Here is a 22,979-nt window from a genome sequence, read left to right as displayed (position 1 = left end):
CCCAGGAGGGGTGTGGACTAGAGTGCGCGGCGGAAGACGAGCGACACGTTGGTGCCACCGAAGCCGAACGAGTTGGACATGACCGCGTCCACGTGCTTCTCGCGGGCCACGTTGGGCACGCAGTCGAGCGGGATGCGCGGATCCTGGCGCTCCAGGTTGATGGTGGGTGGGAGCACACCGCGGGTCAGGGCGAGGATGCTGATGACGGCCTCCGCGGCGCCGGCCGCGCCGTTCATGTGGCCCGTCATGGACTTGGTGGAGGAGACCGCGAGCGTGCGCGCGGCCTCGCCAAAGACACGGGCCACCCCCTCCATCTCCAGCACGTCACCGAGGTCCGTCGAGGTGCCGTGTGCATTGAGGTAGCCGATGTCCGCGGGCATGAGTCGCGCGTCGGCCAGGGCCGCGCGCATGGCGCGCTGGGCGCCCTCATGCTCGGGAGCGGGGGCCGTGACGTGGTGCGCGTCGGAGCTGGCACCGTAGCCGGCGACCTCCGCGAGGATGCGCGCCCCTCGGGCCCGGGCGTGCGTGTACTCCTCCAGCACCACCATGCCGGCGCCCTCGGCGACGACGAAGCCGTCACGGTCCACGTCGAAGGGGCGGCTGGCGGCCTGGGGGTTGTCGTTGCGCGTGGAGAGGGCCTTCATCGCCGCGAAGCCTCCCACGCCCAGGAGGGTGATGGGGGCCTCGGCGCCACCGGCCACCGCCGCGTCGAACTCTCCACGCTGGATGCCGCGCATCGCCTCGCCAATGGCATGGGCGCTGGTGGCACACGCGGAGTTCGTGGACCACGAGGGACCCTTGATACCGTGGCGCATCGTCACGTACCCGGGCGCCAGGTTGATGATCATCTGGAGGATGAAGAACGGGCTGATGCGGTCCGGGCCCTTCTCCAGCGCGCGGCGGTAGGTTTCCTCCAGGCTGGCAATGCCGCCGATACCCGAGCCGATGACGCAGGCCACGCGCTCGGCGTTGGACTCGGTGATGGACAGGCCCGAGTCCGCCAGGGCCATGTCCGCGGCGGCCACGGCGAACTGCGCGAAGCGGTCCATGCGCCGCGCCTCCCGCTTGTCGATGAAGTCCTCGGGCTGGAAGTCCTTCACCTCGGCGGCGATGCGGCAATCGAGCCTGCTTGCGTCGAACAGTGTGATGGGCCCCACGCCACCGCGCCCGTTCACCAACGCCGCCCAGCTCTTCTCCACGCCGGTGCCACACGGGCTGATGAGCCCGAGCCCGGTCACCACGACACGCCGCTTCTCCATGGTCAGCTCCCCTCGACGGCTTCCTTGAATGAATGATGGTATTATACCCATAATTCAAAGCGGACAATATTCAATGGGCCCGAGCTATAAGCCCGATTGAATGATACCTATCATCTCATCGACACCACCCAGGGAGGGACGATGCGGTACGGACCCGGACACAAGCAGGCCACACATGAGCGCATCCTCGCGGCGGCGGAGTCCCTCTTCCGCCGGGAGGGCTTCGCGGGCGCGAGCGTGGAGCGGGTGATGAAGGCGGCGGGGCTGACGGTGGGCGGCTTCTATGTCCACTTCGCCTCGAAGGACACGCTGCTCGCGGAGTCCGTGCGCGCGTTCATGAGGAAGACGGGGCCGCGGTGGCTCGGAGGGCTGGAGGACCTGAGGGGCCGCGAGTGGCTGGGCCACTTCGTGCGCCGCTACCTGAGCCGCCAGAACCGGGACAACCTGGAGAGCGGCTGCCTCATGCCCTCCGTGCTGTCGGACCTGACGCGGGCGTCGCCGGAGGCCCAGGCGGCGTTGGCGGAAGAGCTGGAGGTGCTGGTCGCGGAGGCGGTCGCGCGCGTGCCGGCGGAGGCCGGGGTGACGGCACGGCAACGAGCGCTGAGCACGCTGGCGCTGTGCTTCGGGACGATGACGCTGGCGAGGGCCACGTCCTCCCATCCCCTGTCGGATGAGTTCCTCGAGGCCGCGCGCGCCCTGCTGCTCGCGGAGGGCGGGACGGAGCCCCAGGTGTCCGCGCCCAAGAAGAAGTCGCGCTGAGCGCGGCTCCCAGGGTTGCAGCTTCCCCGATCCGACTCGTCCAACTGAGCTAGGGTGGACCCAGAAAGGGGCGTGGAATGCCGTACATGCTGTTGATTGTGGAGCCTGGAGAAGAACGGCGGAGCCGGCCGGCGGAAGAAGGGCGTCGCGCCATGGAGCGGATGAGCCGCTTCACCGAGAGCCTCAAGGCCCGAGGCCTGTGCAAGGCCAGCGACTCACTCCGGCCCGATACCGAAGGCGTGCGGCTCTCGGTCCGTGACGGCAAGCGCATCGTCAGCGATGGTCCCTTCACCGAGGCCAAGGAAATCATCGGAGGCTTCTTCCTCCTCGATTGTCGAACCAAGGAGGAAGCGCTCGCGATCGCGAAGGAGTGTCCCGCAGTCGAGTGGGCCACCGTCGAGGTGCGAGAGACCGGCCCCTGCCACGGCGACTGAGGTTCACGTGCAGCTGCTCGCTGCCTGGACTCGCTCGCCAGGCGGCCGAGCAAACAGCGCCCTCCAGGTCGGAGCCGGGTGTTACATACCCTCCGTGATGGACGAGTCGAGGGATGAAGTCGGGGGCAAGCCCCGAGAGCCACGCAAGAAGCAGCCCCGGAAGGTGTCTCCGCGCTACCTGGAGAACGCCGCGCTGCACTACCTGAAGCGCTACTCGGCGACGGTGAGCCAGCTCAAGCGGGTGCTGCTGCGCAAGGTAGATCGCTCCCTGCGTGTCCATGGCGGAGAGCGCACCGAGGCGCTCGGCTGGGTGGACGCGCTCGTGGAGAAGCTGGTGCGCAACGGGCTCATCAATGATCAGGCCTACGCCGAGACGAAGGCACATTCGTTGCGCGCCTCGGGCCGCAGCGCGCGGGTGATCGCCCAGAAGCTCAAGCTCAAGGGCGTCTCCACGGAGGTGGTCGCGCAGAAGGTGGCCCAGGCAACGGCGGAGGTGTCAGAGGATGCCGCGGCGCGCATCTGGGCGCGCAAGAAGCGACTGGGGCCCTTCCGGCGCGACCCGAGCACCCGGCAGGACAACCGACAACGAGACCTGGCCGCCATGGCGCGCGCGGGCTTCCCGTTCGCCATGGCCAAGAAGATCATCGACGGCGCCGCCGAGTAGCTGAAGGCAATCACAATCGAGCGTCACGCATCTAGCAATGCCAGCCGCGGCGCCTGGCCAAAAACATCCATGAAGGGAGAACATAGGTGGGACACAGGCCCTAAGAGAGGAACCCACCATGAATCTCCGTCAGGCCATCGTGGACCACTACGGTCCGGTGACCGCTCAGAACTATGACCAGATGGCCCGGACGCTCTTCTGGGCCTACCCCGAGTCGCTCGAAGCCATGGTCATGGAAGTCCGCTACGGCCGCCGGGAGGACCCCTCCTCTCCACGGCGCATCCGCTCGGTGCTCGACCTGGGTATGGGAACTGGCAACCTCTCGCTCCGGCTCGCCACAGCACTCCTCGAAGACGCACGCTCCTCGGAAGACCCGCCCCTGGAGTGGGTGGGGTTCGACGCCTCTCCGCACATGATGGCGGTGGCCGAGAGCAAGCTGGGTGCGCTCAGGGGCGTGCGGTTCCGCAGCGAGCAGGGGGCGTTCACCGCGCTCGAGGAGCGCCTGGGCTCGCGCCGCTTCGACTGCATCGTGTCAAGCTATGCCATCCACCACCTCGATGGGGCTGGGAAGGCCGCGCTGTTCCGGGTGCTGCACCGCCTGCTGGAGCCGGGCGGGCTGCTGGTGGTGGGGGACAAGATGCCACCTCCAGGGACCGAGCCAGGGCCGGCACGGCTCCGGCGCGACTACCATGCCGTCCTCGCGGCGCGGTGCCTCTCGGCGCTGCGGCGGGGCTCGCCAGGTTTGACGCTCCCTCAGGTCATGGGGGACCTGCAGGCCGGGTTCGACGCGGATGGAGATCAGCCCTCGTCCGTGGAGGAGCATGTGGCCTGGCTGCGCGAGGCGGGCTTCCAGGACGTGCGCAGTCCGTTCTTCTCCTTCGGTTGCGCCGTGGTCTCCGCGACGAAGTGACGCCCCAGAATGCCAGGGGCGCGGGAGTGCGGTAGAAGGCGGGCGCCTGTGTTTCTGGAGGAAGCCCCCCATGCGCCGTCCCCTCATCCCGTTGCTCCTCACCGCGCTCACCGTGCTGGTGGCCGCTTGTGAGAAGAAGGCACCGCCCGCCCCCTCTTCCGCGCCCACCCCGACGCCCGCCGCGGCTTCCACCGGTGAGGCCCCCGTGGGCGCGGACACCATTCTGCTCGGTCAGGTGGGCAGCCTCACCGGCAGCGAGGCCACCTTCGGCGTCTCCGCGCGCAATGGCATTGCCATGGCCGTCCAGGAGACCAACGCCGCGGGCGGCGTGAAGGGCAAGAAGCTGGCCGTGCGCGTCTATGACAGCCAGGGCCGGCCCGAGGAAGCCGCCCAGGCGGCTACGCGCCTCATCACCCAGGACAAGGTAGCGGTCATCCTCGGCGAGGCCGCCTCGTCCAACTCCATGGCCATGGCGGACAAGGCCCAGGCAGCCGGAGTGCCGATGATCTCCCCCTCGTCCACCAACCCCGCCGTCACCCAGAAGGGTGACTACATCTTCCGCGTCTGCTTCATCGACCCCTTCCAGGGCTTCGTGATGGCGAAGTTCGCCCGCGACAACCTGAAGCTGAACCAGGTGGCCGTGCTGCAGGACAACAAGAGCGCGTACTCGGTGGGCCTGACGGACGTGTTCAACCGCAAGTTCTCCGAGATGGGCGGCACCATCGTGTCCACCGAGAGCTACTCGAAGGGCGACACGGACTTCCGCGCCCAGCTCACCGCCATCAAGAAGACCAAGCCGCAGGCCATCTTCGTCCCCGGGTATTACACGGACGTGGGCATCATCGCCCGGCAGGCGCGCGAGCTGGGCCTGACGGTGCCGATGCTCGGCGGTGATGGCTGGGAGTCCGACAAGCTGTTCGAGCTGGGCGGTGCCGCCATCGAGGGCAGCTACTACGTCAATCACTACTCGGTGGATAACCCGGATGCGCGCGTGCAGGAGTTCATCACGAAGTACAAGGCCGCCTATGGCGCCGTGCCAGACAGTGTTGCGGCCCTGGCCTATGACGCCGCGCAGCTCGCTATCGACGCAATGAAGCGCGCGCCCGACGTGTCGGGCAAGGCCATCCGCGACGCGCTGGCCTCCACCAAGAACTTCCCGGGCGTGGCCGGCACCATCAACCTCGACGAGAACCGTGACCCTGTGAAAGAGGCGGTTGTCCTCCAGGTTGAGGGCGGGAAGACGAAGTTCGTCACCACGGTGAAGCCGTAGGGGTCCGAATACCCTCACCCTCGCCCTCTCCCAGAGGGAGAGGGGACATCCAGAGATCCTCGGAGCATGTCCATGAACTTCGCGGAAGTGAGACGCGATGCCATCGCGGGCGCACTCCTGGGAACCGCCGTGGGTGATTCGCTGGGACTCCCTCGCGAGGGGCTCTCCCCGAAGCGGGCCCAGCGGCTTTTTGGAGGAGCTCCACTGCGGCACCGGCTCGTCCTCGGGCGAGGGTTCGGCAGCGATGACACCGAGCATGCCTGCATGGTGGCCCAGGCACTGCTCGCATTCCCCGAGGAGCCAGCGGACTTCGCCCGGAGCCTCGGCTGGCGACTGCGGGGATGGTTGCTCGGACTCCCCGCCGGCGTGGGCTGGGCCACCCTGCGCGCCATCGTGAAGCTCTGGCTCGGCTTTCCACCCGGGCGCAGTGGTGTCGTCTCCGCGGGCAATGGTCCGGCCATGCGCTCGCCCCTGCTCGGTGTGTGTCTGGCGCAGCAGCCGGAGCGGCTGGAGGCCTTCGTCCGAGCGTCGAGCCGGTTGACCCACCGGGACGCTCGGGCCGAGCAGGGCGCGCTGGCCATCGCGTTGGCCGCGGCCCACGGCGCGACGCATGGCGCGGCGGGCGTGGACGCAGAGGCGGTGATGCGCGAGTGGGAGACGCGGCTCAATGAGCCCGCACTGCGTGAGGCCCTGGCCACGGTGAGCGCGTGCTGACGACGGGGAGCCTCCGTCCCGGAGCTCGCGGCGGCCCTCGGGTTGGAGCACGGGGTGAGTGGCTATGTGCTGCACACCGTGCCGGTGGTGCTCTACGCGTGGCTGCGACACCCCTCAGACTTCCGGCGAGCCGTGGAGGAGGTCATCCTGCTCGGAGGAGACACCGACACCACGGGAGCCATCGTCGGGGCCCTGGTGGGTGCAACGGTCGGAGTCAGCGGCATTCCCACTGAGTGGGTCCAGGGCATCGCGGAGTGGCCCCGGACGACAGGGTGGCTCCTACAGCTCGCGGACAGGCTCGCCTCGCGGTTCGCGGAGGCGGGGACCCTCGCGGCTCCAGGTCCCCTGCCCCTCTTCTGGCCAGGGCTCATTCCTCGCAACCTGGCCGTGCTCGGCATCGTGCTGTGGCACGGCTTCCGGCGACTGCTGCCTCCGTATTGAAGCCGGGCCTGGGGCGCTCACCGGGTGGAGGAAGTGCCTCTCCGGAAGCTGGAGCGTGCCGCCTGCTCCAGGGCGGTCCGAAGCGACTGGGTTCGCCCCTCCAACTGCGAATCCTCCGAGCCGGACTCGTCCGGCGTCGCCGTCAGCGTGAACCTGAAGGACAGCACTCCGGACGAGCCATCGGAACACGTGCCATCGATGTGTCCGTTGAATCGGAGCTCGAGCGACGGGTTGCCGTCGTCCTCCGTTTTCGTTCCCTCTCCTCCCCTGAACGTCCAGGTGAACTCGCAATCACCGCTGTTGTACGCGGGGCACGTCTTCCTATCGAGCTTGAAGGAGTTGGAATCCTGGAGCGTTCCGGGCAGGCCACAGTCGAAGTCCAGGTAGAGCCTGTCGGAGTCAAAGGCATCGGCCACGATCGTCAGGGGACCATCGATCGTCTGCGATTCCTCGTACCCATTGTTGGAAAGATAAAGGCGGCCCATCAGATGATAGGTACCGGCAAAGTCCCTTCGCGAATCTCCGCAGGAGCAGAGAGCCAAGAGCAGGAAGAGAGCGGGCGGAAGTGCGAGCTGGCGCAAAGGCGAGACCTCGGTAGGGGTTTCGCCCTTCCCATGAATAAAGCCGCACGAAAGGTTACGCCGAGGGACGTAACGATTTCGTCTCGAGCCCCTTCCCCATACGTGTCCGGTGCCGCCACAGCGCAGGGCCCAGCATCGCCGCCACCCCGAGAAGGAAGGGAACGCCTCCCCACAACGCCAACCGGGTCGCGAGCTTCCGGAGCGGCGCGGAGGCGGCATCGTCCCGTGTCTGCACGAGGGCCACGAACCCCGTGCTTCCCACGGGTGCGAACGCCGCCAGCCAGGGACTCGCGCCGCCGATCAGCGGATCTCGATGGTCCTCGTAGGCCGCGAGTGGACCCGTCCCCGGGAGCCGAAGCTGCTGCTGGCCGTGCCGAGGCGCCTGCCGTAACACCTCCTCGACACGACGCGCGGCGGTGGCATCGAGCGCGCTGATCGCTCCATGGGCGAGCGCCTCGTGGACGATGATGATGGAGGCTTCCGGCCCAGAGAGAGGAGGCTGTCCGTGCTCGTGGTCCCGAGGCGCAACGAGCACGGTGGTGCGCTCCTCCACCTCCGTGTCCGTCAGCCGTAACGCGCCCAGCATGGAGCCCGTGCCGACCATGGCCGCCACGACGCCGAGCCACTGGCCGTTCTCATCATAAACAGGCGAGGAGAGGGCAAAGCGGTGACGGCCATCCACCTCTGACTTGAACACGCGCGAGACATACGACGCGTGCCGGCCCTTGCGCGCCAGTTGCGCTGCGCCCTGGAAGTAGTCCCTCCACCCCAAGTCCCCGCCGAGAAAGCCCTCGGGAGGCGCTGGCCAGTGGGCCCGCACGCGGCCCGCTGAGTCCAAGAGGAGCCAGCTCTCGAAGGGCGGTGGGCCACCCGCGACCCGCAGCCCATTGCGCGGATCCTCGTGGATGTCATACGTCGTCCGGACGAAGAGCTGCAGAGCCTCCGGCGCTCCGCGCTTCAACACCTCGCGCAGCCAGGTATCCGCCGCGACCCGCTCGACGGCCTGGCCATACTCCTGCAATTGGAAGAGCACCGTGCCCGCCACCGTCCGCGCGGCGTAGGCATTGGCCCTCAACACTTCCTGGCGCCGCTCTAGCTCCTGCGTTCGTGCGATGGAGAGTGACACCACCGTCATCACGAGCAGGAACCAGATGCCCGTAGCCAGGCCACCCGCCACCAGGGGATGCCGCCGGCACCACCGCCATGCGCGAGCCGCCCGGCCGCTGCGCCTTGCCTGGATGGGCTCGCCGTTCAACCAGCGCTCCAGCTCCCGTGCCAGCTCCTCCGCCGAGCCGTAGCGGCGACTCGGCTCCTTCTCCAGGCACTTGAGACAGAGGGTCTCCAGCTCCCGGTCCACCTGGATCCCAAGCGCGCTCGGCGCCACGGGCTCGGCCTCTGCCACCATCCGGAGGATGGCCGTCGCCGAGTCCGCCACGAAGGGCGGCCGGCCCGTCAGCAGCTCGTAGAGGATGGCGCCCAGGCTGTACACATCCGCAGCGGTGGTGAGCTCCCGGATGCGTCCCGCAGCCTGCTCCGGCGCCATGTAGGCCGGCGTCCCAATCACCATCCCCGTCTGGGTGAGGCCCCCTTCCTTCTCCAGGTGCCGGGCGACGCCGAAGTCGCCCACGTGCGGCTTTCCCTCCGTGTCCAACAGGATGTTCGCCGGCTTCAAGTCCCGGTGCAGGATGCCGTGCTGGTGGCCGAAGTGCACCGCCCGAGCCACGGCTGCGACGAGCTCCGCCGCGCGCCTCGGTGAGCTCCCCAGCAGCTCCACATGATCGGCCAGGCTCCCGCCGTCCATCAACTTCATCGTGAAGTAGTGACGGCCCTCGTGCTCGCCCACCTCGTAGATGGGAACGATGTGGGGATGCTCGAGCAACGCGGCAGCCTCAGCCTCGGCGCGAAACCGGTAGAGCTCCTGCTCGGTGGCCAGCTCGCCGTCGACGATCATCTTCAGGGCAACCCGGCGGTTGATGCGCACCTGCCGCGCCTTGTAGACGACTCCCATCCCCCCTTGGGCGATGCGCTCGAGGAGCTCGTACTCGCCAAAGCGCACGGGGCCGCGCTCCCCTGGGAGCGGGAGGGGATCTGAAGGAACGGGCTCCGGCTCGTCATCCGCCAGGAGCCCGGAGAGCAGGCACCGGGGGCACAGTCCCTCGGGAGCGCCTGCCGAGAGATCCATTCCGCACTCAGTGCAGGAGGACATGGCGTCAGCCCAGCGCCGCGAGCAGGTGTCGCAGCTCGCCATCAATCTCGTGAGCGTGCTCCACCGTCTGGGCAATCTCGCTGCGCAGCAACTCGCGGAAGCGGGAGCGCAGCCGATGTGCCGCCACCTTCACCGCGCCCTCGCTCATCCCCACGTCGTGAGCGATGCGTTGGTAGGAGCTCTCCGTCTTGTCCATGAGACAGCCCTTCAGTTTCTCGAAGAGCGACTCCTTCCCGGCTTTGACCCACTCGGCGCGCAGCAGGGCCGTCACCTGTTGCAACAGCGCCAGGGCCCAGCGGCGCTCGAAGAGCCTCTCGGGCGTGAGGTCGTGCGAGGGCTCCAGGCCATAGGTGCTCTCGGCCTGCTCGCCATCAATGGAGAGCAACGACTCGCCTCCGCCCCGCTTGACGGCCTGGAGGCGATCCCGCTCGTTGGACAGGAAGTGCTTGAGCGCGGTGAGCAGCCACGCGCGGAAACGGCCTCGCCGCGGATCCAGGGTGGAGAGGTCGTCGCGTTCCAACAGCCGCGCGAAGAACCCCTGCGTCAGGTCTCGCGCCTCCTCGGCCGAGTGACCCCGGCGTCGGACGAAGGCGTAGAGCGGATACCAGTAGAGCCCGCACAACGTCGCCAGTGCTTCCCGGGCCTCGGGCGCGTGGCCCGTGCCGGCGGCGAGGATCAGGCTCCAACGGGTGGTCGCGAACCGCTGCGGAAGGGGCTCCACGCCTCAAAACTACCCGTCACGGCTCCCGCTGATCGGTGACATTCCCGAGGGGAATGTAAAGCCCGGGTCACGGCGCTGACAGGGCAGGCGGATGCAAAAAGGAAGGCCTCGCCTCCTGTTAGGCGGGCGGACAGGCAAGCCCGTGCCGTATCGTCAGAGGTCCGGGCGGGGTCCCGGCTTGTGCCCCCGATGCTCCCCGCCCACTCTGAAAGTATGGGGGCCCCGGCCCCGATTCTTGTCTCAAGGAGGAGCCGACGTGCTCAAACACATCCTCGTCGCCATCGATGGCTCGGAGACCTCGCGCAAGGCCGCGCGCTTCGCCCATGACCTGGCGCAGCAGACGCAGGCGCGCATCACCCTTCTCTTCGTCCTCGAGCCGCCCCGGGTCCTGAACCTCGGCTTCCTGGACTCGGAGCTCATCTCCGGACCCCAGCGCACCCCAGAGGAGCTGGACGCCGTGCGGCGCATGCTGGACGAGGTGGCCGCCGATCTGCCCAAGGCCCAGGTGGAGAAGGTGGTGGAGATCGGCCGCCCGGCGGACACCATTGTCGGCATGGCCGACAAGCTCGGCGCGGACCACATCGTCGTGGGTGCGCGCGGCCTCAACCCTGGCGGCAAGTGGCTGCTCGGCTCCGTCAGCGACCGCGTGGTCCAGCACGCCGGCCGCCCCGTCACCGTGGTGCACTGATTCTGGGTTCAACCCGAGGAGATGAGCGTGGGCCCGGGGTAGGCTGCGCGGCATGGCCCGGCTCCTCGTTCTCCTCCTCTTGGCAGCCTGTGCGACGTCGCCGCTTCCGGTGGTGCCCACCCCACCGCCGACGGCCTCTGTCCCCGAGCCGCCTCGTCCCCTCCTCAAGGTCCATCAGCGAGCTCCGAGTGGTGTGACCTCCGAGTGGGGCGTGTTGCCACCAGCCCCCACTCACACCAAGCCGCTCCCGGAGGGCCCCTGGTACGTCACGCCCCTGGCGCCCATCCGCACCGAGGCAGAGGCACTCGCGCTGGCCGCAGTGCTGCGGGAGTACCAGGTGCCGGGCCTTGCTTTCGGCGAAGTGGGACTCCCCGAGCCGACCCTCCTCGGCCGGCTCGTCGAGGGCACCCGAATCACCACCCTCTACCTCATGGCCCTGCTCCTCCAGGCACCGCGCCACCCACTCGCTCTCAGTGGAGGCCTCCGGCAGCACTTGGGCCTTCGGGCGATTGCTCAGCAGTTCCCCCAACCGATCCCGTTACGTCCTCACCGGCTGCTCCAGCACCCCCTCACCAACTCGGCCAGGATGCACACCTGGCTGTCCCCGCATGTGCACGTCGATGCCGATGCCATCGCTCATTCCCCCACTTCGGCGGTCACGTCCGCTCCGCCGCAATGTAGATAGGGCTCGGTGGGCATCCACGCCCGTGGCCGCTCGGCCGCTTCATCTCCTCTATGCGCTTGGCCGACATCGTCCACTGATGCCCAGCGCATGGGGAGGGGGCACTGCGGGGGGAGGGGGACGGGTGACCTCGTAGTGCTAGAAGTGCTCCTTGCACTGGAGGCATTGCGGTTTGCCCTTGTCCTTACCGCTGGCGATGACTGGTGGCTGCATGAGGGGAAATGGCGGGGTGTTCTTGTCGTTGTGGAGCATGAGGTCCAGTGCCCGGGCGACGTTCTTCCCCTCCACCTTCACATCGAATGAGAAGTTGACGAACTCGGCCTTGCCCTTCGTCTTGCTTGAAACCACCCCGCCGCCAGCGGTGCCCCCCTCGTCACCAGTGCTCGTGCTGAAATTGGAATCCTTCAGGCACAGGGGATTGCCCTCGACAGTCACCTTCTTGCTGCCTTTATCGGTGTCTGCTGAACGAGCGATGTTGGGATATGGGATGGGAATGGGGCCGCCAGGGCTCGGCGTCTTGCACACATCTGGGAAGGCTGCGGTGGTGCCATTGCTGTCTTTGGTCACCACCGACATCTTGTTCACACCGACGGTATTCGCCATGCTACCCCCTCTGGATCGTCCTGCCACCGGGATGATAGCAAAGGAGGGGGGCTTTGCGCGCCTCCGGGGTGGCCCTCCGCCTCGCTCTTCACAGCGGTTTCCAGCCTCTGTTGGAGGAAGGTACGGTACACTTCGTGGTGACATGCCTCCGATGCTCCTGGCTGCGGGTATGGCCTCCTCGCTGGGGGGGCTCATTCAAGGATGTGCCGCATTTCGCGCGGGTCTCTCGCGCGTATCCGCTTCACGTGATGTAACATGTGCGTGTAAGGGAGAGAGCGGTCCCCAACCGGTGATGGTCTGCGAGATCCCTGTTGCGACCTTCGGCTTCTCGGGGGTTGGAAGGCTCGTGGCCCTGACCTGTGAAGTCTTCAAGGATCTGCAGGGCAATGTCCGCCTGACGGATCTGCCGCCGAAGACAGCCTTCTTCGTTGCCCTGCCAGATCCGGTGACACGCGGCATTCCCGTTGAGCCTCCGGCCGACAAGGCCGAGGCCAGGAGGGTCGAGGCGCTGGGCCGATATGTGCTGCAGCAGTCATTGCAGAACCTAGGGCTCTCTATGGCGGGTGGGGAGTGGCGTTTCTTCGGTGGGGGCCATATCGCCATGGCGCGTGCCCTGAGCGCAGCAACCGAGGCGCTGGCACACCGGACGATCCAGACCTGCATCGTCATGGGGATCGACAGCCTGGTGGATCCATTCCTATTGCGCGAGTTGCTGCGCGAGCGTCGAATCAAGACGTCAGAAAACCCCGTGGGCTTCATTCCTGGTGAATTTGGTGCGGCGTTCTTGTTATCCGCCGTTCCATTCATGTTTTCGGAGCCCAAGACGCCTCGGGTGCTCATCCGTGCGGTCAAGTTGGCCGAGCACCCGAGGCCCGCAGCTGTGCCGACCCCTCCGCCAGATGGGCGGGCACTGGCGGAGTGTGTTCTTTCCGTGCTCGACGCCGCGGGTAGAGCCGGGGGGGAACCCCGATTCATCAGCGATCACAATGGAGAACAAAAGCGTGCGCATGAGTGGGGAATGCTACAACTCCACCTCACGTCGAAGGGAGTGGGCAGCCAGGCGCATCGCTCTGTCTGGTTTCCCGCCGTTGGGTTCGGAGAAGTGGGTGCGGCGACCGGGGCCGCCGGCCTGTGCATTGCGCTGAGAAGCCTCCAGCGGGGTTATTCCCAGTCTTCGTCGATCATCCTGACGATGTCCGAGGAAGCGGGCGGACGGGCCGCCATGCTGGTCTCGGTCCAGGACACGTCTTCCAAATGAAGATCGAGGAACGAACATGGCAGCCGAAGGCAAGAAAGACTTCCCTGAGCTGAAGGACGGTTATCCAGAATCCTATATCAAGGAGAAGAATCTGGATAAGAAAGACCACATCGACATCAACGAGGACATCGTCTTTCCCCTCGCGTATGACTCTCATTATGCATTTCGCGGTCCGGCCTACACGTCCAAGCATCAGGGCCGGGAAATCTATAACGTCTATACGAGATACGAGACGATAAAGCCCATCCTCGTGCAGTCATCCAAGTCGAAATCCGCCAGATTGTCCTGGCACGAGCGTGGAGCGGATCTGGCCACCTGGGAGGACAAAGCGTCCTTCCCTGAGAAGCTCAAGATAGACGCGTATTTCGGCTCGAAGCATTATTTCAATCGCATCCAGAAGCATTGGTTTCCCTATCATTGGGAAGCACACCACCTCATCCCGCTCAGTATTTTCGATGAAACCACCAAGGACTCGAAGGGCCAGTCCTACTTCACGTTCGAGGACAAGGCCGTCGTCGAGCGCTCGCATTACGACATCAATAATGGCCATAACGTCATGGCCATGCCCAGCAGCCGCTATTGGGAGCCAGTGCACATGCTGCTGCGACATACCTTGAGCCATGCCAAGTGGACCAGGAAAGTGGCCAGTACGGTCCAGCAGCAGCTCTCCAGCAGCCTCAAACAGGCACGCTCGAAAGAGCAGGAGGGCAAACCACACGAGTTCAATGTGGGAAATGTACTGGGGGCGTTGTATGACATCGAGGAAGAACTTTGGTCCGACCTGGCGCTATACAGCCAGCGGGAAATCACCCGCGTTCTCAAGGAAGTGGCCCAGGGGGGCGTCTCCCTGAACAAAAAGGCCAGGTCCCTCCTCTACAAGCAACTCCGCCTCTCCTGAAAGGAAATCTCGAATGAACTACTGGGTCCTCCTCCCTGCTGGTGGTGACGAAGGAGCCGTGCTGGATGCCCTGCCCCAGGGAAGCCCAGATTCCTGGCACTTTTTCGATGGCGTCCCGCTGGCTTCCAAGTTTCCTCAGGGCGGCACCATGGAGTTCTCGCCCAACTTCCTCGAGCAGAGGACGGTCTTCGATTTCGTACCCCACATCCTGGGGATGCTGGTCGTGTCGATCAAGGTGCGGCAAATCCTGGAGTCACTCGGTGCCGAGGACTGTGAGTTCCTCCCGGTGACGATTCTCGACCACAAGAACAAGGTCGCCTCACGCGAGCACTTCATCCTGAACCTGTTGAACAGCCAGGATGTCATCGACATGGAGAAGTCGAAGTACAAGATCAATCGGTTGGCGAAGACCCAGATCGCCCGTATTCAGCACCTCGTCCTGAAGCAAGATGGAATCGACGCCAAAGCCGTCATCTTCCGCGCCCGGACCAAGATGAACCAATACTTCATCAACCAGGCCGCACACGACGCATTCGCGAAGGAGGGAGTGACGGGCTACATGGCGGTGCCAGCCCCAGGATGGGATGGATTTGATGTCTATTGAAATCGATTTCTCGTCCCTGAGGGAAGATGCCGCGCTGGAGGTGGAGGAATTGCTGGGGCGGGTATCTGCCCAGATGGAACGCTCCGTGCTGGTCAAGCACGTGAGGCAACTCTGCCTCGACTTGCACACCATCGGGGTGGCGACCCTGCTACGCGATGGCGAGCCCCAGTTCTTCTTCCTCAATCTCTGCCGCGCAGGGGAGAACTGGCGTCGATTACTTTTGTTTCACGATTCAAAAAAGTGGATGCCTTTAGCAGCATCTCAGAACACACCACTCCTGGGCGTCATGGCGGCGGGCCAGTGGAATCTGGCGCGGCAGATCGCCGAGCGCTCGTCGACCCAGTGGCAGGAGGGGGAGGAATACGAGGACGATTTCGCCTGGGCCATCGTTCTACAGCACCTGGCTAGCGGGGAACTGGGCAGTAGTACGCAGCTTGAGAAGTCCCTCACGAGGTTGGAAGCAGTGGGCGGTGAGCTCCATGCCAGCCGACTCTTCCTCATCAGAAGTCTGCTCGCGTCAGACGCACACGGATTCTCGGAGTCCTTCCGCGACCTGTTGAGAGCCCATGAGGAGCAGATCGAGAAGCGCACGAGGACTTTCGGAACTCCGGTGGAACGCTTTGCACCGTACCGTTACATCTGGTTCGAAGGACTGGCGCTGCTCAGGCTCGGAGAGCGTGCAGGACTCCCCGTGGATGGCTATTATACCTACTGCCCCCCGTTGGCTCGGTTGCCGATGACAGAGCGTTACGAAGGGGATTGGGCCATTTCGTTGGCGTAATTGTTCTTGAAGCTTGGCTCGGAGACCTCGCGCAAGGCCGCGCGCTTCGCCCATGACCTGGCGCAGCAGACGCAGGCGCGCATCACCCTTCTCTTCGTCCTCGAGCCGCCTCGGGTGCTGAACCTCGGCTTCCTGGACTCGGAGCTCATCGCCGGGCCCCAGCGCACCCCGGAGGAGATGGACGCCGTGCGGCGCATGCTGGACGAGGTGGCCGCCGATCTGCCCAAGGCCCAGGTGGAGAAGGTGGTGGAGATCGGCCGCCCGGCGGACACCATCGTCGGCATGGCCGACAAGCTCGGCGCGGACCACATCGTCGTGGGTGCGCGCGGCCTCAACCCTGGCGGCAAGTGGCTGCTCGGCTCCGTCAGCGACCGCGTGGTCCAGCACGCTGGCCGCCCCGTCACCGTGGTGCACTGACTCCAGATTCTTCCGAGGGGATGAGCGTGGGTCCGGGGTAGGCTGCACGGCATGGCCCGGCTCCTGGTTCTCCTCCTCTTGGCAGCCTGTGCGACGTCGCCCCGTCCCCCGCCCTCCCCTCCTCCGGCGGTCTCCGTCCCCGAGCCGCCTCGCCCCCTCCTCAGGGTCCATCAGCGAGGCCCGAGCGGTGTGACCTCCGAGTGGGGCGTGTTGCCTCCAGACCCCGCTCACACCAGGCCGCTCCCAGAGGGCCCCTGGTACGTCACGCCCCTCGCGCCCGTCCGCACCGAGGCGGAGGCACTCGCGCTGGCCGCGGTGCTGCGGGAGTACCAGGTGCCAGGCCTTGCTTTTGGAGAAGTGGGACTCCCCGAGCCTACCCTCCTCACCCGGCTCGTCGAGGGCACGCGGCTCACCCGCCTCTACCTCACGGACACCGCCTTCACCGATGCGCACCTCGCCGCCCTCCGCGGGCTGGAGACGCTGGAGTCCCTCCACCTCGAGCGCACCCTGGTGACGAACAAGGGGCTCGTCCACCTGGAGGGAAGGACCCGCCTCACCGAGCTGCTGCTGAACGAGACCGCCGTGTCACTCCGCGGCCTTCCGCCTCTCGCCAGTCTCACCGGCCTCCGCCGGCTTGGGCTCGGGAGCACGGCCGTCGGCCCTCCGGGACTCGACTTCCTCGCCGAGCGCGCGCAACTGGAGTGGCTCGACCTCTCCGACACCATGTCCGATGACAGCGTGCTCGCGCTGCTTCCTGGCACGCACCTGCGCACGCTCATCGTCAGTGGAACCGGTGTCACCGATGCGGGGCTCTCCGCGCTCCGCCGGATGCCGGAGCTGGAGGAGCTCGGTCTGGCGAGGACCGCCACCTCTGACGCGGGACTGGTCCATGTCGCCGGGCTGCGTGCGTTGACGGCGCTCCACCTCGGACAGACGCGGGTGTCAGACAAGGGGCTCGAGCACCTCGCCGGACTCTCCTCGCTGCGAGCCCTGGTGCTCAGCAAGACGCGCGTGGGTGGCAACGGGCTCCGCTGGCTCTCCGGGCTTGAGAAGCTCCAGGTGCTCCTGCTGGATGGCACGGCGCTCACGGATGCCGGGCTCCAACGCCTCGCGACCCTCCGAGGTCTGCGCCAGCTGGACCTGTCGCATACGGCCGTCACTGGGGCTGGGCTGCGTGTCGTCGGAAGCTTCGAACTGCTCGAGGAGCTCAGCCTCTCGGGACTGAAGAAGCTTGATGACACCTCGCTGGAAGCACTCGTGCCTCTGCGCGTGCTGGCCCGGCTGGACCTCAGCGACACGCCCCTCAGCGCCCAGGGCCTGCGCCTGCTCGGCTCGCGCGAGGCCCTGCGCCACCTCGACCTGAGCAACACCCGACTCACAGATGAGTGGCTGACCGCGCTCGCGTCCTTCCCGCACCTTCAAGCGCTGCAGCTGGTGAAGACCCAGGTGACGGACGCGGGGCTGGAGCACCTCGCTGTGCTGCGGGAGCTGGAGACGCTCTCCGTGCGCTCCTCGTCCATCCAGGGTCCGGGGCTCTCCGCGCTGGAGCGGCTGCCGCTCCTCACGTCCCTGGACCTGGGCGGCACGCGGGTGGATGACACGAGCGTGCAGGCGCTCACGAGGCTCGGCCGGCTCACCTGGCTGAGCCTGGCAAACACCCGCGTGACGGACGCGAGCCTCCCGCACCTGCCCCGCTCACTGCGGACGCTGTACCTGACGCGTAACCCGGTCACGGACGCGGGGTTGGCCGAGCTCCTTCGGCTTCCACTGCTACGAGAGCTCGACCTGCGCGGCACCCGTGTCTCCGCTGAAGCACAGACCCGGCTGGAGCAGGAGCACGGCGTCCGACTCATGCGTCCCGCGCCCTGACTCCCACTCAGCGCGAGTAGGGAGACAGGGAGTAGGGCCGGCTGCCCGGTTTGGTGGCCCAGCTCTTGTTCGGCTTGGCCTGCATCACGAAGCGGAGCTCGCCGCCTGCCAGGAGCTCCTCGTGGCGCACATAGCTGCGCTCCAGCGGCTTGCCATTGAGCGTCACCTTGCCGATGTACGGATTCGCATCCCCGAGCTTCTCGGCCACCACCGTGAAGCGCTTGCCGTTGGGCAGGTTCAGCGTGGCGCGCTCGACGAAGGGACGGCCAATCACATACTCGTTGCTGCCCGGCGTCACCGGATAGAAGCCGAGCGCGGTGAACACCAGCCAGGCGGACATCTGGCCGCAGTCGTCATTGCCCGCGAGTCCGTCCGTCGTCGCCTTGTACTGGCTGTCGACGATCTGCTTCAGCCGCTCCTGCGTGCGCCAGGGCTGCCCGGCGTAGCTGTACAGATAGGCGACGTGGTGGCTCGGCTCATTGCCATGCGCGTAGTGGCCGATGAGGCCCGAGATGTCCTCGACGTGCGCGAACGACTCGGCTGACACCTTGGCGTTGAAGACGGCGTCCAGCTTCGCGACCAGCTTCGCCTCGCCGCCGAGCAGGGAAATCAGCCCAGCGGTGTCCTGCGGCATGTACCAGGAATACTGCCAGGCGTTGCCTTCGGTGTAGTCACTGCCATAGCCCACGGCGGCCGGATCAAACGGCTCGCGGAAGCTGCCGTCGGACTTGCGCGCGCGCACGAAGCCCGTCTTGGGATCGAACACGTTGCGGTAGTTCAGCGCGCGCTTCTCGAACTGCGCAGCCAGCTCCTCGCGCCCCAGCGCACGCGCCATGCGCGCGATGGTCCAGTCGTCATAGGCATACTCGAGCGTCTTGGAGGCCGCCTCCGGCTCCTTGTCGATCGGCACATAGCCCAGTGACATGTAGTGCTCGAGGCCACCGTAGGGCTTGTACGTGGCGCTGGCCACCATCGCGTCGAGCGCCTGGTCCGCCGGGTAGCCGCGAATGCCCTTCATGTACGCGTCGGCGATCACCGGCACCGCGTGGTAGCCGATCATGCACCACGTCTCCAACCCGTGGAATTGCCAGACCGGCAGGACGCCGTAGGGGCTCACCCGCTGGGACGCAATGAGGGAGCGGATGAAGTCGTTGTTGCGCTGCTCCGGCTGGACCAACGTCAGCAGAGGGTGTTCAGCGCGGTAGGTGTCCCACAGCGAGAACGTCGAGTAGTACGAGAAGCCCTCCGCCTGATGGACCTGGTTATCGGGGCCTCGGTAGCGGCCGTCACTGTCCATGAACAGGCTCGGCGCGATCATCGTGTGGTAGAGGGCCGTGTAGAGCATCTTCCGCATCGGAGCCGGTGCGTCGATGTCGACCACTGAGAGCGCCTTGCTCCACTCCTGGCGCGCCGCGGCTCGAGTGGCGTCGAAGTCCCAGCCCGGCATGTCGCTCTCCAGGTTGCGCAAGGCGTTCTCCTCGCTGACCGGGGAGATCGCCACCTTCACCAGCAGCTCACGGTCCTTCAGCTCGCCGAAGTTGAACACGCCAACCAGCTCTCGGCCCTCGAGCTGCGCGCGCGCGTCGGTGCCCCGACCCGGGGTCGCGAAGCCCTTGTATTCGATCTTCTCCTCGCGGTTGTGCAGCGCATGCCCTGTCATCGGCTGGGAGAAGCGCATGGCGAAGAACAGGGGCCGGCCCGGCGCCCAACCGCGCGTCTCGCGGGAGCCAGTGACCGTGCCGTCCTTGTGCACGCGCAAGCGCGACCACAGCACCTTGCCGGGATAGTTGTAGATGCTCGAGCGCTGGTCGATCAGCAGGTGCGCCGGAGCCCCCTTCGGGAACCGATACCGGTGCAGGCCCACACGCCGGCTCGCGGTCAGCTCGGCGCGGATGCCCGGATCCGCGAGGGTGACCGCGTAGTAGCCCGGTTCGGCCTTCTCATCGTCATGGCTGAAGCGCGAGCGGTAGCCGCTGCCCGGCTTGTCCGGGTCGCCCGGCTCCAACCGGACCTCGCCAGCGAGGGGCATCACCAGCACATCGCCGAGATCGGAGTGCCCGGTACCGGAGAAGTGCGTATGGGAGAAGCCCTGGATGGTGCCGTCATCGTGGCGATAACCCGCCGCCCATTTGTAGCTCTCCCGGAAGTGGCGGATCTGCGTGTCGGGGCTCAGCTGGATCATCCCGAACGGCACGACGGCGCCCGGGAACGTGTGGCCGTCCCCGCCAGTCCCGATGAAGGGATCCACCGAGTCGCAAGCCTTGTCCGGGGCTCCGGCCTTAGCGGGTGCCGCGGTCAGACCGCCCAACACAGCGATGAACACGAGCACGCCACGGCGACATGCGCCGGACAGGCGTGGATGACGACCCTTCCGCATGGTTCTCTCCCTCCGCATGGCGCGGAGGGTACCTCCCCCCACCTCTGGAGGGAGCAGAATCAGCGATTCACCCCACTGGTTACCGAGAACCACGGCTCCCGGGTCCCTGACACGTCCGTGAGCACGGCTGACACGTCCGCGAGTGTCACTAACGTGTCAGCTCACACAACTCCGGCACGCGCCCCACCTCGCCGCGCCGCGTCACTCAGCGCTTCACGCGCTTCATCGTGTCCTGGATGAGGTCCACGTACTGCCGGTTCTTCGGGTTCAGCTTGAAGGCCTTCCGGTAGGCGTCCTCGGCCTGGGCCCACTGCCCCTCGCCGCGTGATACCTCCCCCGTGAAGAACCACGCCTCCTCGCACCCGGGCTCCTGCTTCACCACGTCCAGCAGTTCCTGCAGCGCCAGCTTCCCGTGTGACTCCGGCTTCATCAGGTAGCGCGCCCAGGCCCGGTACGCCCGGTACACCGGCTTCGGATCGATGTCGCACGCGTACTCGAAGTACTCGAACGCGGCCGCGTAGTTCTCCGCCTTCAGCCGCCTCATCGCCTCGTCGTACTGCGTGCGCGCATCCAGCAGGTCCGTCCGGATGCGGAACTGCTCCTCCGTCGACGGCCTCCCCGTCCCCACCTTCTTCTCGCGCGCCGCCGCTCGCCGCTTGCGCCACAGCGCCGCCTGCTCCGCCTCCGACAGCGCCCCGTACGCCCTCGCGTACCCCACCAGCAGCGCCTCCGCCTTCTCCTTCAGGTCCGCCGTCTGGAAGCGCAGCGGAGAGAACTTGTCCGCCAGCCCCAGGAACGCCTTGCGCAGCGCCACCGGCTGCACGTTCTCCGGCACGCCCAGCAAGTCGAACGGATCCTGGCTCCGGTGCGACATGAAGGCGCTCAGCAGCGCGTTCTTCACCGCCTCATCGTCGTCCGAGAACGGCACGCCCGAGGGCCCCGCCGGCACGAGCGTCGCGGGGTCCACCGTCTCAATCGTCCCCGGCAACGGCGTCAGCGCGGGGCCAGGCATCGGAGCCGGAGTCTGGGCCATCGCCGAGGGTGCCGGCTGCGGTCGCTTGTCCACCTCCTCCGCGAAGTCCGCCAGCCCCAGCAGGCAGAAGGCGTAGAGCCGGCGCAGCGCGGAGTCCGTGTCCAGGCCCGAGCGCGTCATCAGCTCCGGGAAGGTGGGCCGGAAGCGCAGCGCCTGAAACAGCCGCGCGTCCTTCGAGGACAGCCTCGGCCCCTCGACGCCCGGCACCTGCGCGAAACGCCGATCGTCCGTGAAGGTGAAGTGCGTGGCCACCTCATCGAAGGGCATCACGCTGGCAATGCCCGTGAGGATGAGCTGCGCCGTGTTCATCCGCACGCTGGTGTCCGGCGGCTCGATGTCGGCGATGAGCCGGAAGCGCGCATCCGTCCAGCGGAAGCAGTCCAGCAGCTTCATCGCCATGTTCGCCTGCATCTGCTTGTACAGGTCGAACGGGCTGATGAGCCCCTTCTGCACCAGCAGGCCGCCGATGGGCACTTCCGTCTGCACGCTCTCGGCGAGCGCCTTCTGGTAGTCCACCTCGGTCAGCTTGCCCTTCTCCACGAGGAACTTGCCCAGCGTCTCGTGCAGCAGGTTGCTGGAGCACGCCACGGGCGCGCCGTCCTCGAAGGTGATGCGCTTCTCGCGCTGGCGGACCTTCAACTCCAGCGTGCACGTGCGCTCCTCAACAGCCAGCGCGTGCAGCAGGAGCGGGAACGGAGTCTCGGCGAGCGCCCCCTCGCGCTGCCTGAGGACCTGGGCGGGGGTGGGAAACATGGAGCCCGCAGCTTAGAGGCCCGCCCCTTGCCGCTCCAAACCCCTTCACTCGGGGAGCGGCCTCACTCGCTGTCAGCCGCCATGCCCGGATCGTCGTAGTACCCATACCCGTCCGGAGAAGGAGCAGGGACCGACAACCGGCTCACAAGCGAGAAGCCGAGCGCCAGGACCACCACCAGCACTGCCCCGTAGGCGATAGGGCGGCTGGGACGCGCACGCCACGCCCACAGTCGCTCGCGCCGACGCTGGAAGCCAGGCGCGACCACGTACTCCTTCCAGGCCTCCTCGCGCATCAACGCCCCCTCTCCGTCACGACCGCTCCGGTCGAGTGCCTGCGCCAGCAACACCCGCCCCTCCACCGTCCCGGGCCGGGCCGCTCGCAGCCGCTCCAGGGCCTCGATGGCGCCCTTCAGGTCCCCACGCGCCAGCCGGAAGCGCCCACGCTCCAGGTCGATGGCTCCCATCTGGTAGCCCGGCTCCTGCTTCGCCGCCTCGTCCAGCAACAGCTCGCCCCGGGCCGCGTCCCCCGCGCCCAGGTACGCAACCCCGAGCAGGAACAGCGTCGCCTGGTCGTCGTCGCCCGCCTCCAGGTTGGGCTTGAGCACCTCCACCGCCGCCGCGTACTTCCCGCGCCGCACCCACAGGTCCGCCAGCTCGTAGCGCGCCCGACGGTCATGCGGGTTGGCCTGTAGCATCCGCTGCAGCTTCGAGGCGCGCTGCCACCGCCCCAGTGCCCGGAAGGGGCTCGGAAGGATGCCCACGGTGTAGCGGTCCGCCACCCAGATGAAGCCCAACACGGCCAAGGCCGACAGCACCGGGCTGCCGGTCAACGCGGAGAGGACCAGCCACAGGAGCCAACTGGTGTTCATGGGGTGGCCTCATATCAGGAGGGGCGAGGGCACCACACGCCACCTGGAGTGTGGCGTGGCGTTTCGCCACAGGGGCGTTCCGCCACAGCGCACATGACTGCCTGCTGAGCAGCCGTCACCCCCCAGAGCCCCCCTGTGATGCCCCAAGCCATCTGCCCAGGCAGGCGCGAGCCGAGAATTCGGAGCCT

At 66.8% G+C, this 22,979-nt stretch carries 21 protein-coding genes and 1 pseudogene; 14 read left to right on the top strand and 8 right to left on the bottom strand.

What is annotated here, in order from left to right:
• Positions 1-17 precede the first annotated feature (17 nt).
• Positions 18-1,259 carry a beta-ketoacyl-ACP synthase II gene (fabF, locus tag F0U60_RS10030; protein ID WP_395817187.1) on the bottom strand — a complete coding sequence of 414 codons (1,242 nt, stop codon included), beginning with the start codon at positions 1,257-1,259 and terminating at the stop codon, positions 18-20.
• Between the two features lie 96 nt (positions 1,260-1,355).
• On the opposite strand from fabF, the gene F0U60_RS10025 reads away from it, so the two are divergent.
• The 6 genes and pseudogenes from F0U60_RS10025 to F0U60_RS10000 all read left to right on the top strand — a co-directional run bounded on the left by F0U60_RS10025 (position 1,356) and on the right by F0U60_RS10000 (position 6,451).
• Entirely contained in the window at positions 1,356-2,018 is a 663-nt protein-coding gene (locus F0U60_RS10025) for a TetR/AcrR family transcriptional regulator (RefSeq protein ID WP_395817184.1), read from the top strand.
• An 86-nt stretch (positions 2,019-2,104) separates the two neighbouring features.
• On the top strand, positions 2,105-2,452 hold the full coding sequence (locus F0U60_RS10020; RefSeq protein WP_395817182.1) for a YciI family protein: 348 nt from the start codon (positions 2,105-2,107) through the stop codon (positions 2,450-2,452).
• Between the two features lie 97 nt (positions 2,453-2,549).
• Positions 2,550-3,116, top strand: a complete 567-nt coding sequence (locus tag F0U60_RS10015) for a regulatory protein RecX (RefSeq protein WP_395825157.1) — start codon at positions 2,550-2,552, stop codon at positions 3,114-3,116.
• Between the two features lie 118 nt (positions 3,117-3,234).
• Positions 3,235-4,026: a class I SAM-dependent methyltransferase gene (locus F0U60_RS10010; RefSeq protein WP_395817180.1), complete on the top strand. Its 792-nt coding sequence runs from the start codon at positions 3,235-3,237 to the stop codon at positions 4,024-4,026.
• 70 nt (positions 4,027-4,096) lie between these two features.
• Positions 4,097-5,296 (top strand): ABC transporter substrate-binding protein, encoded by a 1,200-nt coding sequence (locus F0U60_RS10005; RefSeq protein ID WP_395817178.1) that lies wholly within the window; start codon positions 4,097-4,099, stop codon positions 5,294-5,296.
• 66 nt (positions 5,297-5,362) lie between these two features.
• Positions 5,363-6,451, top strand: a pseudogene (locus tag F0U60_RS10000) (ADP-ribosylglycohydrolase family protein).
• Between the two features lie 17 nt (positions 6,452-6,468).
• On the opposite strand, the gene F0U60_RS09995 reads toward F0U60_RS10000, so the two are convergent.
• From F0U60_RS09995 to F0U60_RS09985, 3 genes are all read right to left on the bottom strand, one after another.
• The gene (locus F0U60_RS09995) at positions 6,469-6,936 is read right to left on the bottom strand and encodes a hypothetical protein (RefSeq protein WP_395817176.1); all 468 of its coding nucleotides are present in this window, start codon (positions 6,934-6,936) and stop codon (positions 6,469-6,471) included.
• Between the two features lie 151 nt (positions 6,937-7,087).
• A complete protein-coding gene (locus tag F0U60_RS09990) occupies positions 7,088-9,214 on the bottom strand; it encodes a serine/threonine protein kinase (protein WP_395817173.1) in 2,127 nt (708 codons plus the stop codon).
• A gap of 28 nt (positions 9,215-9,242) precedes the next feature.
• The gene (locus F0U60_RS09985; RefSeq protein WP_395817170.1) at positions 9,243-9,959 is read right to left on the bottom strand and encodes an RNA polymerase sigma factor; all 717 of its coding nucleotides are present in this window, start codon (positions 9,957-9,959) and stop codon (positions 9,243-9,245) included.
• Between the two features lie 256 nt (positions 9,960-10,215).
• On the opposite strand from F0U60_RS09985, the gene F0U60_RS09980 reads away from it, so the two are divergent.
• Both F0U60_RS09980 and F0U60_RS09975 read left to right on the top strand, forming a co-directional pair.
• A complete protein-coding gene (locus F0U60_RS09980) occupies positions 10,216-10,647 on the top strand; it encodes a universal stress protein (RefSeq protein WP_395817168.1) in 432 nt (143 codons plus the stop codon).
• Positions 10,648-10,858: 211 nt separating this feature from the next.
• Positions 10,859-11,332 carry a hypothetical protein gene (locus tag F0U60_RS09975; protein WP_395817165.1) on the top strand — a complete coding sequence of 158 codons (474 nt, stop codon included), beginning with the start codon at positions 10,859-10,861 and terminating at the stop codon, positions 11,330-11,332.
• Between the two features lie 135 nt (positions 11,333-11,467).
• Here F0U60_RS09975 and F0U60_RS09970 read toward each other — a convergent pair whose 3' ends face one another.
• A complete protein-coding gene (locus F0U60_RS09970) occupies positions 11,468-11,932 on the bottom strand; it encodes a DUF4150 domain-containing protein (RefSeq protein ID WP_395817162.1) in 465 nt (154 codons plus the stop codon).
• Between the two features lie 346 nt (positions 11,933-12,278).
• Between F0U60_RS09970 and F0U60_RS09965 the strand changes: the two genes are divergently transcribed.
• The 6 genes from F0U60_RS09965 (at position 12,279) to F0U60_RS09940 (ending at position 17,759) form a co-directional block, all read left to right on the top strand.
• Positions 12,279-13,190 carry a hypothetical protein gene (locus tag F0U60_RS09965; RefSeq protein WP_395817159.1) on the top strand — a complete coding sequence of 304 codons (912 nt, stop codon included), beginning with the start codon at positions 12,279-12,281 and terminating at the stop codon, positions 13,188-13,190.
• Positions 13,191-13,206: 16 nt separating this feature from the next.
• Entirely contained in the window at positions 13,207-14,088 is an 882-nt protein-coding gene (locus tag F0U60_RS09960; RefSeq protein WP_395817157.1) for an AHH domain-containing protein, read from the top strand.
• Positions 14,089-14,101: 13 nt separating this feature from the next.
• Positions 14,102-14,692 carry an imm11 family protein gene (locus tag F0U60_RS09955; protein ID WP_395817154.1) on the top strand — a complete coding sequence of 197 codons (591 nt, stop codon included), beginning with the start codon at positions 14,102-14,104 and terminating at the stop codon, positions 14,690-14,692.
• Positions 14,682-15,473 (top strand): hypothetical protein, encoded by a 792-nt coding sequence (locus tag F0U60_RS09950; RefSeq protein ID WP_395817152.1) that lies wholly within the window; start codon positions 14,682-14,684, stop codon positions 15,471-15,473. The genes F0U60_RS09955 and F0U60_RS09950 overlap by 11 nt, the downstream gene beginning before the upstream one ends.
• 6 nt (positions 15,474-15,479) lie before the next feature.
• Positions 15,480-15,890 carry a universal stress protein gene (locus F0U60_RS09945; protein ID WP_395817149.1) on the top strand — a complete coding sequence of 137 codons (411 nt, stop codon included), beginning with the start codon at positions 15,480-15,482 and terminating at the stop codon, positions 15,888-15,890.
• A gap of 189 nt (positions 15,891-16,079) precedes the next feature.
• Complete coding sequence (locus F0U60_RS09940; RefSeq protein WP_395817145.1) at positions 16,080-17,759, top strand: leucine-rich repeat domain-containing protein; 1,680 nt, start codon at positions 16,080-16,082, stop codon at positions 17,757-17,759.
• 7 nt (positions 17,760-17,766) lie between these two features.
• Here F0U60_RS09940 and F0U60_RS09935 read toward each other — a convergent pair whose 3' ends face one another.
• The 3 genes from F0U60_RS09935 to F0U60_RS09925 all read right to left on the bottom strand — a co-directional run bounded on the left by F0U60_RS09935 (position 17,767) and on the right by F0U60_RS09925 (position 22,791).
• Positions 17,767-20,136, bottom strand: a complete 2,370-nt coding sequence (locus F0U60_RS09935; protein ID WP_395817142.1) for a GH92 family glycosyl hydrolase — start codon at positions 20,134-20,136, stop codon at positions 17,767-17,769.
• A 205-nt stretch (positions 20,137-20,341) separates the two neighbouring features.
• The gene (locus tag F0U60_RS09930) at positions 20,342-21,922 is read right to left on the bottom strand and encodes a DUF4388 domain-containing protein (protein ID WP_395817139.1); all 1,581 of its coding nucleotides are present in this window, start codon (positions 21,920-21,922) and stop codon (positions 20,342-20,344) included.
• Between the two features lie 62 nt (positions 21,923-21,984).
• A complete protein-coding gene (locus F0U60_RS09925; RefSeq protein ID WP_395817136.1) occupies positions 21,985-22,791 on the bottom strand; it encodes a tetratricopeptide repeat protein in 807 nt (268 codons plus the stop codon).
• Between the last annotated feature and the right edge of the window lie 188 nt (positions 22,792-22,979).

Origin of the sequence: Archangium minus (assembly GCF_044360475.1) — a bacterium.
In the GTDB taxonomy this organism is placed as follows: Bacteria; Myxococcota; Myxococcia; order Myxococcales; family Myxococcaceae; genus Archangium; species Archangium minus.
Note: the sequence above shows the minus strand (reverse complement) of the source record. Positions and strands in the feature narration are given on the sequence as shown.